A 15,885-nucleotide genomic window follows, 5' to 3' on the forward strand; every position below is an offset into this window, starting at 1 on the left:
AATAAATGAAAAAACGGGATTTGTACTATAAAGAGTGAGTATATGGAGATAAAATCCATTTACTCATTTTTACTTAGGATTACAAATATAGAATGGTTCTTGGATAATATGGAATATAAATGACCACAAAAAGTAAAATTCAGAAAGGGAGAGATGAGATATGAAAAACCCTTACGGCATAATGCCAGCTGCGTTAACCATTTGGAACGAGGATGAAACATTTGATGAAAAAGGAATGGAACGCTATTTAAGATGGTTATTGGACAATGGTGCTCACTCGATCTCCGCTTGCGGAAGTACTGGCGAGAATATTACCATGCTTATGGAAGAACAGAAGAGAATAATTGAACTTACTGTAAAGACTGTTGCAGGAGAGGTACCGGTATATGTAGGAACCGGCAGATACACTACCAGTGCTACAATTGAGCTTAGCAAATATGCTGAGGCTGTTGGAGCTGATGGAGTAATGGTCATATTACCATACTATCTGAAGCCTTATAAGGAGGCTGCGATGAATCATTATAGAGCTTTATCCGAGGTTATAAATATACCTATAATGGTTTACAATAATCCATGGTTTGCAGGTTATGAATTAAATGCTAAAGATGTAAAACAGCTTGTTGATGAAGGTGTAGTAAGTTCAATAAAATCTGCCAATGGTGATCCGGCAAGAGTGCATGAACTAAAATTTGAATGCGGCGATAAATTAAAAGTATTTTATGGACACGACTATGCAGGTTTTGAGGGTATCGCTGCAGGAGCTGATGGCTGGTTATCAGGAATATTGAGTGCTTTACCCAAACAGTGCAGAGAAATTTATGATGCCGTTGCAGTTGAACATAACATTGAAAAAGGCAGAGCAGTAATGAATAAACTTATGCCATTCGTTAATTATCTTACATATGAGAAGGTAAATGAAAAACCCCATTGGCTTGAGATATTTAAGGCGGCTGTTAATATGCAGGGAGTGCCTGCCGGCAAGCCGAGAAGACCCCTTGGAGAACTAGACAATGAGAATATTGAGAGGTTAAAGAAAGTGCTGGAGATTGCATTAAGTTAGTCAAAAATAATAAATAAGGGGTGCTAAGATGAAAAAATTTATTAACAATCCAAAGGACTTTGTGGATGAAATGATAGAAGGCATACTTTATGCACATCCTGAAAAGCTGAAATATGTAAATAACGACTTAAGGTGTCTTGTCAGAGCAGATAAGACTAGAAAAGATAAAGTAGGTATTATGACCGGCGGGGGTTCGGGTCATCTACCTTTATTTTTAGGTTATGTCGGTAATAAATTAATAGATGGTGCAGCAGTAGGCGGCGTATTTCAATCTCCAAGCTCAGAACAAATATATGAGGTCACAAAGAAAGTAAATCAAGGCAGTGGAGTTCTTTATTTATATGGAAATTATACAGGAGATATAATTAACTTTGATATGGCCTCGGAAATGGCAGACATGGACGGAATAAAGACTATTCAGGTTCTTGGAAATGACGATGCTGCTTCTTCGATAAAAGGTGAAGAGAATAAAAGAAGGGGAGTTGCAGGGTTGGTATTTGCCTTTAAGACAGCTGGAGCTTGCGCAGATGAAGGATCATCGCTTAAAGAAGTTGCAAGAATTGCACAGAAGACAGTGGATAATACTCGAACGATGGGTGTAGCATTAACTCCATGTATAATCCCTGAAGTTGGACATTCAACATTCACAATAGGTGATGATGAAATGGAAATTGGAATGGGTATACATGGTGAGCCTGGAATTAACAGAGGAAAGCTTATGACGGCTGATGAAACCGTTAATGTAATGCTTGATCATATATTCAGCGACTTCGAGTATAAAAGCGGAGATGAAGTAGCTGTAATAATTAATGGCTTAGGGGCTACTCCTCTTGAAGAATTATATATTATATACAGAAAAGTTTATCTCACATTAAAAGATAAAGGAATAGAAGTACACAGGGTTTATGTTGGCGAATTTGCATCTTCGATGGAAATGGCAGGTATGTCCATATCTCTTCTTAAATTGGATGATGAACTCAAAAGATTTATAGATGTGCCTTGTGATTCACCTTTCTTCAAGCAACTATAACGGAGGAATAAACTATGGATTGTATTAAGAAGAACGATTTAATTGAGATATTCTATGGGATTAGGAATGAAATTGTGAAGCAGAAAGGTGAGCTGTTGAGTCTTGATTCTGCAATGGGAGATGGAGACTTAGGCCTGACAATGACAGCGGGATTTGAAAAAATATGTGAAAATTTCAGTAAGCTTGAGTCGGAAAGTGATATTGGCGTTTTCCTCAAAAAGTCAGGATTTGCCATGGCAGCAGCTGCACCTTCTACCATGGGAACACTTATAGCAACGGGCATAATAAAATCTGGTGATGCAGTGAAAGGCAAGCAGTGCATTGATAAATATGATATTCCTATAATGATAAAAAGTGCAATTGAAGGAATAGAACAAAGGGGTAAAGCCAAAAGAGGCGAGAAGACAATACTGGACTCTTTATATCCCGCTTATGAAGGCTGTGAACGTGCTGTTAGCGAGGGTAAGTCTTTATTGGATATATTCTGCATGACCTATGAAGGAGCAAAGAAAGGCGTGGAGGACACAAAAGCCATGCAAGCAGTTCATGGAAAGGCAGCAGTATACAGAGAAAAGACTATAGGAAGGCAGGATCCGGGAGCAACTGCTGGCATGCATATTTTCAAAGGCATATATGACTATTTTTTAAAGTGATATTAGCAAAAATATTATAAGTATATAACTTATAAAAATTATATATTTTAGGTGGTGTAATATGAAAATTAAATTTAGAAAAATCAAGTCAGAAAAAATTAAGCCCCCAAAAGTCAAGCCCATAAAGGTAAAGTCCGAAAAAGTAAAGTTTAAAAAGATTAAATTAACTATAGGAAAAAAAATAGTTCTAGGGTTCCTGGCAGTTGTAATTATTTTTTCGATGGCTACATTTTATACATATAGTACAATTAAAAGTTTAAATCTGGGATATGAAAAGCTTATTAATGAAACAACAGAGAGCGTAATAATGGCTGAAAGCATGAAGTCAGATGCACTTAAAAAGGTGTTAGCCCTTAATAAATTTATTATAGGCGGTGACAAAAAGAATCTGGACATGATAGCCGAGTATGACAATTCTTTCAATGAAAGTAAGTATTACCTTGAAAAGCTGCTTGTTTCAGATGAAAGTAAAAATGCTCTAAAGGAACTGTCAAATGCAAATTCTGAATATAACAGCCTAGTTGATGAAATAAAGGCACTGCTGGAAAACAAAGAAGATGATAAGGTAATTGAAGTCCTAAATGGCAAGGGGGCCCAGACATTGGAGGATATTGGCCTAAGTGCTGATACGATTGTGAGACTGGCAGAAGGCTTATTGGATAAGGGAAATGCAGAGCAAACTGCCAATGGGCAATCCATTATTAAAAATCTGTTATTTTTAACTCTTATCACAATTATAGTATCGATACTAATGGCATTATATATTTCAAAAGTAATATCAAAACCTGTAGTTAAATTGTCAAAAGGTGCAGAAAAAATTGCTGAAGGGGATTTGACTGTAGAGGAAATAAATGTTAAGAATAGGGACGAGATAGGCGACTTGGCAATATCATTTAGTAAAATGCTCGGCAATCTTAAGAGAGTTGTAGAAAAAACAATGGGAAGCTCAAATGAGGTGGCCGCTTCTGCACAGGAACTCATGGCAGGAAGTGAGGCTGCATCTTCTACTTCGGAGGAGATACTGGCTTCCATACAGAATGTTTCAATGGGTATTCAAAACCAGAAATTTAGCATAGATAGCATATCAAGTGCCATGGAAGAAACTTCGGCAGAAATAGAGCAGATCGCTGCTAATATGCAATTTGTCAATAATAATGCACAGGAACTGAGCAACTTATCCAATAAAGGGTATAAGGATCTTGCAGATGTAATCAATCAAATGGAGAAGATCAATGTAAGTTCAAAGAATTCGGTAGATGCAGTAAAATCACTTGAGGGAATGTCCCAAAAAGTACAGGCTATATTAAGCATGATAACTGACGTTTCAAGTCAAACCAACCTTTTGGCGCTTAATGCAGCTATCGAGGCGGCAAGGGCGGGAGAACAGGGGAGAGGGTTTGCTGTTGTAGCAGATGAGGTCAGAAAGCTTGCTGAGCAGTCAAATTCTGCTGCACACGAAATATCTGATACAATAAAGGCTATGAATGATCAAATCAAGATGATAGTTAACATAATTGAAGGCGAAGCATCAGAAGTATATGCGGGGACAAAGGTTGTAAGCCAAGCTAGTTCATCTTTTGATGAAATATCAAAGGGCGTTGGAAGTATAATATCTCAGGTGCAGGAGGTAAGTTCAGCTGTCCAACAGATAACCGCAGGGATAGAACAGGTAGTTTCAGCAACCGGAGAAATACTGGAATCTGCTGCAAACAGCTCTTCAAGCGTGCAGGAGGTTTCTTTGGCGATAGAAGAACAAGCTGCAAGCTTGGAGAAAATATCAAACAAGGCATCTGTTCTTGCAACACTTGCAGCTGAACTTGATACAACCGTTTCTATCTTCAAGATTAAATAGCAGAGTAATTATGCTGTATAACCTACTTACTTCTCTTTGGTAAATCTATACAAAAAGGCTGTTGACATATTAGGTCAACAGCCTTTTTGTGCTACTTTCGATAAAATTTGATTATTTCCTGAATCCCAATTCCTTTGATATCTTTTCAGTAGTTTCAATGACCATCTGTTTATATTTGTCTTCAATAGTTTCAAGGGTTATAGCAGAAGATATACCTGATAAGCTTATGGATGCAATAATCTTTTTCCTGTAGTCATATATAGGTGCAGCAACACATCTCACCCCGGGCTCATTCTCAAGATTATCGATGGCATAGCCCTCTTCTCTTACTTTTCTTACTTCATTTAAATATGTCTCGACATCAGTTATAGTTGAATCAGTGTGTGTAGGCATACCCGAGGCTGCTAACATGCTTTTTATTCTTTCGTCGCTATAAGCAGAAACCAAAACCTTGCCATTGGCAGTTGAGTGAATACTGTTTCTGGAGCCTATCCCTGCAGCTAGCTTTATATTACCTTTACTGTCTATCTTATCTATATACATAACTTGGTCATTTATTTCATCAAGTATTGCTAGATATATGGTTTCCTTGGTTGAGTCACCCAGTTCTTCCAGGAACTGATGTGCTACATTTCGTATGCCTATGTTTTCTTTAGCTATATTGCCTAATGTGATTAGTTCATAACCAAGGGTGTATATACCACCTTCGCCTTCCTTCACGTAGTTCCATGAAATTAAGTTCTGAAGTATTCTGTAAACCGTACTTATATGGAGCTTAGTCTGGTTTGAGATGGTTGTAAGGGTCAATCCCGCATCACTAGATTTACCAATCACATCAACAATAGTCAGCGCTCTGTTAATTGATTGTATATAGAACTTGTCCTCAGTAGATATCTTCACATTACTCAACTCCCAAAAGAATTAGGATATATTCTAAAACGTATTGAACAGATAATATTATAAATGATTATATAAAATTAAACAATATATACTTTTACTAATTTATTACAAATCCATCTCTAATATTGTCTATGGAGCAAGAGGGTTCGGCCTATCAATCAAATGGAGAACATTGTTTTCTATGTCTCTAAAGAATATAGTCTTAACTCCTGATGCTGAAACTTTTGCCTCTTCTATTATTTCCACACAATTATCCTTTAAAGTCTCACACATTTCTTCAAAGTTATCGGCTATTAAAGCTATGTGTCTTATGCCTTTAATCTTGTTACTGGAGATTTTTGAATCCTCACTGGCAGGGTAAATCTCTATCATGCTGCCGTCATTTATATATAATATGTAGGATTTAGGAGTCTTATTGTTTTCGTATACCACTTTAAACCCAAAAAGCTTTACATACCAGTCTTTCAAAGAGCTGGTATCTTCTGCACAAATTCCAATATGCTCAATACCTTTTATCATACTCATACCCCTACCTCTGCACCCTGCCTGATGCGTCTCCTTCCATAAGGGATTCAACCTCGCTTATAGACACATGATTGGCATCTCCTTCTATGGTATGCTTTAAACAGGATGCTGCAACTGCAAACTCCAAGGACTTTTGCATATCATACCCCGAAGTCAAACCATATATGAGTCCTGCCCCAAAGGAGTCGCCGCCGCCCACTCTATCGACAATGTGGATGGAGTATTTCTTGGATTTATAGAAATTAGTCCCGTCGTATAACATCGCAGACCAATTGTTTTCCGATGCACTTATGCTCTCCCTTAATGTTATGGCAGCACATTTTAAACCAAATCTTGAAACGAGTTCGGCAGAAACTTTTTTGTAACCTTCGTCACTTAAGGTTCCTCCTGTTATATCTGTGCCTTCTGCTTTTATTCCGAATACCTTTTCTGCATCTTCCTCATTTGCTATCACTACATCACAATGTTTTACGAGCTCTTCCATAACCTTGCCCGCTTTTTCTGTAGACCATAGTTTTTTCCTGTAATTTAAGTCAACGCTGACTGTAGCTCCGGCTTTTTTTGCTGCAAGTATGGCGTCCATTGTAATCGCGGCCATATTGTCGCTAAGGGCAGGGGTAATTCCTGTAAAGTGGAACCACTCCACATTCTCCATGATCATCTCCCAATTAAAGTCTTCTTTTTTTGCTTCGGAAATGGCAGAACAAGCTCTGTCATATATTACTTTCGAAGGCCTCTGAGATGCTCCCTTTTCACAGAAGTATATGCCAACTCTATCTCCGCCTCGGGTAATATACTGGGTATCTACTCCGTAGCGCCTAAGCTCGTTTACTGCAGCCTGCCCAATCTCATGTTTTGGAAGCTTGGTTACAAAGTAAGTATTTTTCCCGTAGTTTGCAAGAGATACAGCAACATTTGCCTCTCCCCCACCGTATACAGCTCCAAATTCTTTCGCCTGCACGAACCTATCATATCCAACAGGTGCAAGGCGCAGCATCATCTCTCCAAAGGTCACTATTTTCTTCATTAAAAATTCCCCCTATCTATTTAGCCTTGCAGATTTTACAGCTTCAACAAATGCATTTGCAGTCTGGGTGACAAGAGCATAGTCTCCGGTCTTAGCACCTTTCGTCAAATCTCCACCTGTACCTACTGCAATAGCTCCAGCCTTTATCCAATCCTTTACATTTGAGAGATTTACACCACCTGTAGGCATGAAATTACCCTGAGGTAGAGGTCCCTTAAATGCCTTAATGATATCAGGACCAAATGCGCTTCCGGGGAATATTTTTAAAATTTCTGCTCCAAGTTCCAAAGCTTCAATAGCTTCCTTTACGGTCATTATGCCTGGCATCACGGGTATCCTGTATCTGTTACAGAGTTTTATTGTCTCAGGATTTATGCTGGGACTTACTATATATTTAGCTCCAGCCAGGATGCAGGCTCTTGCAGTTTCAGGATCAAGTACTGTACCCGCACCGATTATTACATCTTCATTTTTGTAGTATTCAGTTATTTCCTTAATAATATCTATAGCACCGGGTACAGTCATCGTAACTTCAAGGGTCTTTATGCCGCCTTGTTTGACTGCATCGACTATTTTAAGTCCCTGATCCTTGGATTCTGCCCTTATAACCGCTACTATGCCTTCGTTAGCTATCCTCATGATTGTATTAATTCTTTCCATAGTATCACCTCATTATTTTTATTTATATTAATTATATTGAAAACAGTAGGAAACATATTTGCACATTATGAAAAATGATTTCATACGTTATCATATTACCCGAGATGCTTAGATTAAATCCCAGAGATTTAATGCTTAATAGCTACTATAATATAGCACATTTTTAATATTTTTGATAAATGAAATAGAATAAGCTCAGATAATATGAAATACTGCCCTTAAGTATAATTACACTTATGCATATAATTATCTCATAAAATTGGAATAATAGCAATAATAAAAGCAATTGTCACGATGTGAAAACGGCTCATACTTTTATAGCATTTTACTTAATGCACCAAATGGCTTAAACCCTAAATGTGACATAGGATATGCACAGAACTATGGGATTTAACGGGAAATATATTAATACTCAGTTGTATTTTGGGAGCAAATTTCGTTGACATATTTATTAAAAATTGATAAAATAAAAACAGATATCATAATGTGAAAGTTGGGTGGCGGCTTTAATGATAAAACATAGATATAGGTCGAGTAAATATGAAAACTATTTTCTAAATATTATTAAGGTTATAAAGGAGGTAATATGATTGATTGAAGTAAGATGGCATGCAAGAGGTGGACAAGGCGGCTTTACGGCTGCTAAATTATTGGGACTAGCAGCATCAGTTTTTGGTGATAACTATGCGCAGGCATTTCCTTCTTTTGGTCCAGAGAGAAGAGGAGCACCTGTACTCGGTTTTACCAGAGTTGATAATAAACCAATAGGTGACCACAGCCAGGTATATGAGTGTGACTATGTAGTTGTACTGGATGAAACACTCATGGAGGTCGTAAATGTTACAAGCGGTTTAAAAGAGGGTGGCATACTTCTCATCAATTCAAAGTCAAGTCCGGAAAGCTTTGGCTTTAAAGAAAACTTTAAGGTTATAACGTTGAATGCGACGGATATTGCAGAGGAAGAGCTAAAAGCTCCAATTACCAACACTACTATGATGGGTGCACTGGCGGCAGTTGCAGACTTTGTTAGTATCGAATCAGTATTAAAGGCTATTGATAAGGGAATGTCGGAGAATCTGAGAGAGAAGAATAAAAGAGCTGTACTACGAGCCTATAATACACTGCGGGGGGTGAAATAGATGGCAAAGCCTCAAATAGTCAAGTACAAAATGCCGGAATGCAAAGACGATATGCCTTTTGGACCAAGCTCAGAATCAGGTGTCATTATAGAGCCCAATGCAGGATGGCGGGTGGAGAGACCTATTCTTGACAACTCCAAATGCATAATGTGCTTAAGGTGCTGGCTTTTATGCCCGGACGGCGTCATTGACAAGGAAAAAGGGTCTCTTGAGATAGATTATAATTTCTGTAAAGGCTGTGGAATATGTGCATATGAATGTCCCAAAAATGCAATAACCATGGTTAAGGAGGGCGAATAGTATGTCGAGCATAACAAAAAGTTCAAACCTTGAATTCTTGAATGGTGATGAAGCAGTCGCCTATGGTGCCAGGTTGTGCAGACCTAAAGTAGTATCTGTATATCCAATTACTCCCCAGACTATAGTGGTTGAGAAAATTTCTGAATTTGTGGCAAATAACCTTATGGATTGTGAGTATGTACATGTAGAAAGTGAACACAGTGCAATGGCTGCTGCAATGGGAGCCTCTCTTGTTGGTGCCAGAGCATTTACAGCGACTTCGTCACAAGGACTCGCATATATGCATGAGATGCTTCATTATGTAAGCGGGAGCAGGTTCCCCATAGTAATGATGAATGCTAATAGGACTCTGGCTGCACCTTGGAATATATTCGGCGACCAGAGAGACTCCATAGCCCAGAGAGATACAGGCTGGATTCAGGTTTATGTAGAAAATGGACAAGAAGCTTTGGATATGATAATCCAGGCTTACAGGCTTGCAGAACATAAAGATATTTATATTCCGGTTATGGTAAACCTCGATGGGTTTGTAAACACACATACTTACGAACTTGTTGACATACCACCACAGGAGGAAGTAGATGAATTCCTGCCGGCCTTTGTTTCAAAAAATGCAATGGATTTTAATAACCCAAGAAGCTATTGTATGAGTGCTTCAACTGAATGGAATATGGAATTCAGATATCAGCAGCATGAATCCATGATGAATGCGAAGAAAGTCATTGAAGATATCAGCAGAGAGTTTGGAGAAAAGTTTGGAAGATATCATGGGGGCATGATTGAAGAATATAGATGCGATGATGCGGAAGTAGTAATGGTTACAACAGGAAGCGTTACGGGTACATCAAGGATAGTAGTTGATCTTATGAGAGATAAAGGATTAAAAGTTGGACTTGTTAAGTTAAGGTTCTATAGACCATTTCCCAGAGAGTATTTTAAAGAACTGAAATCAAGGGTTAAGGCTGTAGGAATAATAGACAGGAATTTATCCTTTGGGTATGAGGGTGCAGTTGGCTCTGAGGTTAAGTCTGCAATGTACGATTCATGCAAGAGCCCTAAGGTGATAGATTTTATTGCCGGGATAGCTGGAAGAGATATTAGAAAAGAAGATATAGAGCTAATGTACAATAAACTATTAAACCTTTCAAATGGTATGGACGAAGAGGAATTACAATTTATAGGATTGAGGTGGTAAGAATGTTAAGTGTAAAAGACCTCACAGACAAAGAGTATTTGTATGGACATAAAGCCTGCCCGGGATGCGGAATGGGAATAGTGGGGAGACTGGCTACAAAAATTTTGGGTGAGAAAACTGTTATAGCCCTTCCGGCAAGTTGTATGTCAACAGTTACAACTCAATACCCCCAGATGAATTATTCAATGCCGTCACTTACAATGGCCTTTCCTGGAACTGGTGCAGTGCTGTCCGGAATGGCAGCAGGTTTAAAGGCTCTTGGAATAAAGGATGTAAATGTTGTTGGTATTGCAGGTGACGGAGGTACTGCTGACATCGGCATACAGGCATTGTCCGGCGCTGTTGAGCGAGGTGACGATATCATCTATATATGCTATGACAACGAAGCATATATGAATACCGGAGTACAGCGAAGCGGGATGACTCCTTATGGTGCTACGACGACAACCACTCCATCAGGTAGTGTTTCAATTGGAGAAAAGCATCCTAAAAAGAATATGTTCGAAATAATGATTGCTCATAGGATTCCATATGCTGCAACTGCATGCTCTTCATATCCGATGGATTTTATGAATAAGGTAGAAAAAGCTAAAAACACAAGAGGTCCTGCCTATATACATGTGATAGCTCCTTGCCCTACAGGATGGGGATTTCCGTCGGAATTGACAGTTGAGATAGGAAAAATGCTAGTAGAGTGTGGATTATGGTATCTTGCTGAATATGAGAATGGAAAGGTTAAAATGAATATGGTGCCCAAAACACTGAAACCCGTAAAAGAGTACCTGATAAAACAAAAAAGGTTCAAACATTTAAAAGATGATGATATAAGAGCCATTGAAGAGTATAGGAACAAGGAATGGGAGTTAATTAGGGAAAACTGGTTGAAATAGCATAGCAAAAGTGGAAGATGATGGGGGAATCAGAAATGCGTTTACTCATATTTCAGGGTAGTTTCAGACAGGGTAAAGGGATTACAGGGATGGTAGTTGATAGATTTATTAAGGGTATGAAAAGGGCTGATCCCTCAATTGAGATATGTATGGAATACCTCGCGGGTAAAAACATAGAGAATTGCAAGGGTTGCTTTAATTGCTGGATTAAAACTCCTGGGATTTGTTGCATCAAAGACGATATGGAAAGAATAATTGAGGAGTATAGAAGCTCTGATGTAATAATAGCTGCAACTCCGGTTTACATAGACACGATGTCTTCCTACATCAAAAAGGTTTGGGAGAGGCTCTTGCCTGTCATGGAGCCATATTTTGAATATGATGATATTGGGGTCAAGCACAAAATAAGGGACGAGAAGCCAAAGTCCTTGTTTGTCATAAGCACCTGCGCGATGCCTGAGCTAGAGCAGTTTGATGCACTAATCCAAACCTTCCGCAGAATATCCCGTAACTTCAATATCAATTTAACAGGCCAGTTGCTGAGACCTGAATCCCACTCACTCACATATGTTAAAAAATATGAAGATAAGATAAACGATGTGCTGGATGGAATTGAGAGATGTGGTGAGGAATTTATAAAAAATCTCTCAATATCTCCGGAAACATTGTCAAAAGCACAACAGAGAATTATGGACGGACCTTTGGATTTTGTGAAAACAAACAATAAGATGTGGGATGGGATAATAGGTAAAATAGTGTAGGTCTGCGATATTTGGAGTTAAAAGGTGAGAGTATGGATATTAAAGTAAGGGTCAAGTATTGTGGAGGATGTAACCCGAACTATGACAGGAAGGGAATTGTAAATGTCATAGATAAGAAGCTGGACATTAATCTAGCAGCTTACGATGAAAATGAAATTCCCGATGTAACCCTTGTAATATGTGGGTGTAGTTCCGACTGTATAAAAATAGACGAGTATAAGAGTAAATATGGAACGATGCTGATAAGCAGCCCTGAACAGATTGAAGAGGTAATAAAGTATATCAAGTCTGTAAAGCTATAAGATAACTAATTCTAATCAAACGTTAAATAGGAGGTAGTATTTTGAAGACAAAAGAACAATATTTAGAAAGCTTAAGACAGCTTCATCCGGTAATATACTGCAATGGGGAGAAAATTGAAAGTGTTGTTGATCATCCGATGACAAAACCCCATGTTAATTCTGCAGCTATGACGTATGAGCTTGCATTTGATCCCGAGTATGAAGATTTAATGGTGACAACATCGCATCTTACGGGAAAGAGAATTAACAGGTTTACATCGGTTCATCAAAGTACGGAAGACTTAATAAAAAAGGTCAAGATGCTTAGGATGATAGGGCAAAAAACCGGGACATGCTTCCAGCGATGTGTTGGTTTTGATGCAATGAACTCTACATTCATTACAACTTATAAGGTTGACCAGGAATATGGGACTAATTACCATGAAAGGTTTATAAAATATCTTGAGTATGTTCAGGAAAACGATCTTATGCTTGCAGGCTCCATGACGGACCCAAAGGGTGACAGGAGTAAAAAACCAGGACAGCAGGCCGACCCGGATCTTTATGTTCACATTGTTGAAAGAAGAGAGGATGGCATAGTGGTAAGGGGCGCAAAAGCTCACCAGACAGGCATGGTCAATTCTCACGAAATGTTAATACTTCCAACCACCAATCTGGGAGCAGATGACAAGGACTATGCAGTTGCTGCAGCTATACCTGTTGATGCCCCAGGAGTAGTTCATATTTTTGGAAGGCAGACCAATGATCAGAGAAGGCTTACTGGAGATATAGACACAGGAAACTCTGAATATGCAATAGTTGGTGGAGAAACCCTTACAGTTCTCAATGATGTTTTTGTCCCCTGGGATAGAGTATTTATGTGTGGCGAATACCAGTATGCGCAGGAATATGTAGAAACCTTTGCTGCTTATCATAGACAGAACTATGGTGGATGCAAGGTTGGAGTTGCAGACGTAATAATAGGAGCAGCTGCTACTATGGCAGAATACAACGGGGTACCAAATGTTTCACATATAAAAGATAAATTAATAGAAATGATAAACCTGTCAGAGACAATGTACAATTGTTCAATTGCATGCTCATGTGAAGGATGCAAGACATCGGCAGGTTCATATTATGTAAATACTTTACTGGCAAATACGGTTAAGTTAAATTGTACAAGAACTATGTACGAAATATCAAGACTTGCTCATGACATCGCAGGCGGATTTATTGCAACACTTCCTTATGAAGCAGACTATAAGAACCCGGAGACAAGAGGTTATATTGATAAATACTTAAAGGCAAACCCGGATATCCCGACTGAGCACAGAATAAGGCTGGCAAGGCTGATTGAGAACATGACAGGCGGTACTGCATTGGCTGAATCGATGCATGGCGCAGGTTCTCCGCAGGCAATGAGGATAATGCTTTATAGGGAATCCAATATGGAGCATAAAAAGAAACTGGCAAAGAAATTGGCTAAGATAGAAGAATAGATAAGGTTCTTTTTCAAGCAGAGGAGGAGCAAATTATGAATGAAGTTGTAATTATCAGCGGAGCAAGGACTGCTACAGGCAAATTCGGAGGCACACTCAGCGGCATATCCGCCCCGGAACTTGGGGCAATTGCCCTTAAAGAGGCTATAAAGCGCTCGGGCATACAGGGAGATATGATTGATGAGGTTATAATAGGCACTCACTTTCAGGCCGGAATAAAGGCTAATTCTGCAAGGCAGGCAGCTATATATGCCGGATTGCCTGTTGAAATTCCTGCATTTACTCCGAATAAAAACTGTGGGACAGGCCTTAAGGCAATAAGCCTTGCAGCACAATCAATTCAGGTTGGCGACAATGAGATAGTTGCTGCAGGTGGATGTGAAACAATGAGTAAAATCCCTTATATACAAAATAATGCAAGATTTGGTTATAAGATGGGGAATGCGGAACTGTTGGACGGAATGCTCTATGATGGACTGGTTGACCCCTTTATGAATTACCATATGGGTATCACTGCGGAGAATGTAGCTCAAAAATGCAGCGTTACAAGGGAGATGCAGGATGAATTCGCTTTAAGAAGCCATTTGCTTGCTGCTAAAGCATGGGAAGACGGAAAATTTAATGCAGATATAGTTCCTGTGTCTGTACCCCAAAGGAAAGGGGACCCAATAGTCTTTGACAAGGATGAAACATTCAGGGAGAATGCAAAAATAGAGGACTTCAAGAAATTGAAGGCAGCTTTTAAGGCTGATGGTACTGTTACAGCGGGGAATGCTTCCGGAATAAACGATGCAGCTGCCGCAGTTATAATGATGTCCAAGGATAAAGCAAAGAAGCTTAACTTACAGCCTTTAGCAAAGTATGTAGCTTCTGCTTCAGCAGGGGTTGACCCGGCAATCATGGGATACGCGCCTGTATATGCGATACAGAAACTCTTAAATAAAGCAAACCTCAAAAAAGAAGATATAGGGTTGTTCGAAATAAATGAGGCATTTGCAGCACAGTCCGTTGCCTGCGTCAAGGATTTGGAATTGAATCCTGATATAGTAAATGTTAATGGGGGAGCCATAGCCCTGGGACATCCGGTAGGATGCACGGGAGCAAGGCTTACTATTACTCTTATAAGCGAAATGCGAAGAAGAGGAGTTAAGTATGGAATTGTCAGCTTGTGTATTGGCGGGGGACAGGGTATAGCTACTTTATATGAACTCTGCGAATAATTTCGTGTCTATATATAATGAAGGGAGTGTTAATATGGGAGCTAAAAATATATTCATAGTTGGTGCAGGGCAAATGGGTTCTGGAATTGCCCAGACAGCAGTCATATCTGGCTATAATGTGACCATGCACGATATATCTGATGCCTTTGTAAAAAAAGGAGCTGACAAGATAGATAAAAATCTTGCCAGACTAGTAGATAAGGGCAAAATAACATTGGAAGATAAGAATGCAGCGATGGCTAGGCTGAAAACTACCACAAGCCTAAATGATGCAGCGTTCTGTGACTTTGCAATTGAAGCAGCAAGTGAAAACATAGAGATTAAAAAGAACATATTTAAAAGCCTTGATGAAATATGTGAAAAAACTACAATAATCGCAAGTAATACATCGTCTATTTCAATTACCGAACTGGCAGCAGCTACTAAAAGAGCTGACAGAGTTATAGGTATGCATTATTTCAATCCTGTACCTGTCATGAAGCTTCTTGAAATAACAGTAGGGTATGACACGTCGGATGCCACCTTAAATGCTGCAAAAGAAATTGGGGAAAAGATGGGAAAGGTCACTGTTGTGTCAAAGGATAAGGCGGGCTTTATTGTAAACAGACTGCTTGACCCTATGCTAAATGAGGCAATATACCTTTTAGATGAAGGTATTGCAACTGTCGAAGACATAGACAAAGCTTTGGTGAACGGCTGCAACCATCCCATGGGACCACTTGCTCTCACAGACCTTATCGGCCTTGACGTGCTGCTTGCAGTCATGGAGGTCCTACACAGCGAGTATGGAGACCCAAAGTTCAGACCGTGTCCTCTTCTGAAAAAGATGGTTAGAGCAGGATATTTAGGTAGAAAGACCGGAAAGGGATTCTATGAATATAAATAGAAACGGG

At 39.1% G+C, this 15,885-nt stretch carries 17 protein-coding genes; 13 read left to right on the top strand and 4 right to left on the bottom strand.

All coding sequences use genetic code 11. The features are described 5' to 3' along the window. Positions 1 to 160: 160 nt before the first annotated feature. From VEB00_13630 to VEB00_13645, 4 genes are all read left to right on the top strand, one after another. Complete coding sequence (locus VEB00_13630; protein ID HYF84056.1) at positions 161 to 1,060, top strand: dihydrodipicolinate synthase family protein; 900 nt, start codon at positions 161 to 163, stop codon at positions 1,058 to 1,060. A gap of 28 nt (positions 1,061 to 1,088) precedes the next feature. After that, a complete protein-coding gene (locus VEB00_13635) occupies positions 1,089 to 2,090 on the top strand; it encodes a dihydroxyacetone kinase subunit DhaK (GenBank protein HYF84057.1) in 1,002 nt (333 codons plus the stop codon). A gap of 14 nt (positions 2,091 to 2,104) precedes the next feature. Further along, positions 2,105 to 2,743, top strand: a complete 639-nt coding sequence (locus VEB00_13640; protein HYF84058.1) for a dihydroxyacetone kinase subunit L — start codon at positions 2,105 to 2,107, stop codon at positions 2,741 to 2,743. 61 nt (positions 2,744 to 2,804) lie between these two features. Continuing rightward, complete coding sequence (locus VEB00_13645) at positions 2,805 to 4,595, top strand: methyl-accepting chemotaxis protein (GenBank protein ID HYF84059.1); 1,791 nt, start codon at positions 2,805 to 2,807, stop codon at positions 4,593 to 4,595. A 111-nt stretch (positions 4,596 to 4,706) separates the two neighbouring features. On the opposite strand, the gene VEB00_13650 is transcribed toward VEB00_13645, so the two are convergent. The 4 genes from VEB00_13650 to VEB00_13665 all read right to left on the bottom strand — a co-directional run bounded on the left by VEB00_13650 (position 4,707) and on the right by VEB00_13665 (position 7,707). Next, a complete protein-coding gene (locus tag VEB00_13650) occupies positions 4,707 to 5,495 on the bottom strand; it encodes an IclR family transcriptional regulator (protein HYF84060.1) in 789 nt (262 codons plus the stop codon). A gap of 129 nt (positions 5,496 to 5,624) precedes the next feature. Further along, positions 5,625 to 6,020, bottom strand: a complete 396-nt coding sequence (locus VEB00_13655; protein HYF84061.1) for a VOC family protein — start codon at positions 6,018 to 6,020, stop codon at positions 5,625 to 5,627. A 4-nt stretch (positions 6,021 to 6,024) separates the two neighbouring features. After that, on the bottom strand, positions 6,025 to 7,047 hold the full coding sequence (locus tag VEB00_13660) for a sugar kinase (GenBank protein HYF84062.1): 1,023 nt from the start codon (positions 7,045 to 7,047) through the stop codon (positions 6,025 to 6,027). Positions 7,048 to 7,059: 12 nt separating this feature from the next. After that, positions 7,060 to 7,707: a bifunctional 4-hydroxy-2-oxoglutarate aldolase/2-dehydro-3-deoxy-phosphogluconate aldolase gene (locus VEB00_13665; GenBank protein ID HYF84063.1), complete on the bottom strand. Its 648-nt coding sequence runs from the start codon at positions 7,705 to 7,707 to the stop codon at positions 7,060 to 7,062. Between the two features lie 590 nt (positions 7,708 to 8,297). Between VEB00_13665 and VEB00_13670 the strand changes: the two genes are divergently transcribed. Genes VEB00_13670 through VEB00_13710 form a run of 9 tightly spaced genes read left to right on the top strand, consistent with a single transcriptional unit; the run spans position 8,298 to position 15,878 of the window. Then, complete coding sequence (locus VEB00_13670; protein ID HYF84064.1) at positions 8,298 to 8,846, top strand: 2-oxoacid:acceptor oxidoreductase family protein; 549 nt, start codon at positions 8,298 to 8,300, stop codon at positions 8,844 to 8,846. After that, positions 8,847 to 9,146, top strand: a complete 300-nt coding sequence (locus tag VEB00_13675) for a 4Fe-4S binding protein (protein HYF84065.1) — start codon at positions 8,847 to 8,849, stop codon at positions 9,144 to 9,146. 1 nt (position 9,147) lies between these two features. Continuing rightward, positions 9,148 to 10,341, top strand: a complete 1,194-nt coding sequence (gene porA / locus VEB00_13680) for a pyruvate ferredoxin oxidoreductase (protein HYF84066.1) — start codon at positions 9,148 to 9,150, stop codon at positions 10,339 to 10,341. A gap of 2 nt (positions 10,342 to 10,343) precedes the next feature. Continuing rightward, positions 10,344 to 11,231: a thiamine pyrophosphate-dependent enzyme gene (locus VEB00_13685; protein ID HYF84067.1), complete on the top strand. Its 888-nt coding sequence runs from the start codon at positions 10,344 to 10,346 to the stop codon at positions 11,229 to 11,231. 35 nt (positions 11,232 to 11,266) lie between these two features. After that, positions 11,267 to 11,992: a flavodoxin family protein gene (locus VEB00_13690; protein HYF84068.1), complete on the top strand. Its 726-nt coding sequence runs from the start codon at positions 11,267 to 11,269 to the stop codon at positions 11,990 to 11,992. Between the two features lie 32 nt (positions 11,993 to 12,024). Continuing rightward, positions 12,025 to 12,294, top strand: coding sequence for a hypothetical protein (locus VEB00_13695; protein ID HYF84069.1), 270 nt, complete (start codon positions 12,025 to 12,027; stop codon positions 12,292 to 12,294). A gap of 41 nt (positions 12,295 to 12,335) precedes the next feature. After that, positions 12,336 to 13,772 (top strand): 4-hydroxyphenylacetate 3-hydroxylase family protein, encoded by a 1,437-nt coding sequence (locus VEB00_13700; protein HYF84070.1) that lies wholly within the window; start codon positions 12,336 to 12,338, stop codon positions 13,770 to 13,772. A 35-nt stretch (positions 13,773 to 13,807) separates the two neighbouring features. After that, on the top strand, positions 13,808 to 14,992 hold the full coding sequence (locus VEB00_13705; protein ID HYF84071.1) for an acetyl-CoA C-acetyltransferase: 1,185 nt from the start codon (positions 13,808 to 13,810) through the stop codon (positions 14,990 to 14,992). 34 nt (positions 14,993 to 15,026) lie between these two features. Further along, complete coding sequence (locus tag VEB00_13710; protein HYF84072.1) at positions 15,027 to 15,878, top strand: 3-hydroxybutyryl-CoA dehydrogenase; 852 nt, start codon at positions 15,027 to 15,029, stop codon at positions 15,876 to 15,878. Positions 15,879 to 15,885: the final 7 nt, after the last annotated feature.

The organism is Clostridia bacterium (assembly GCA_035628995.1).
Classification (GTDB): domain Bacteria; phylum Bacillota; class Clostridia; order Lutisporales; family Lutisporaceae; genus BRH-c25.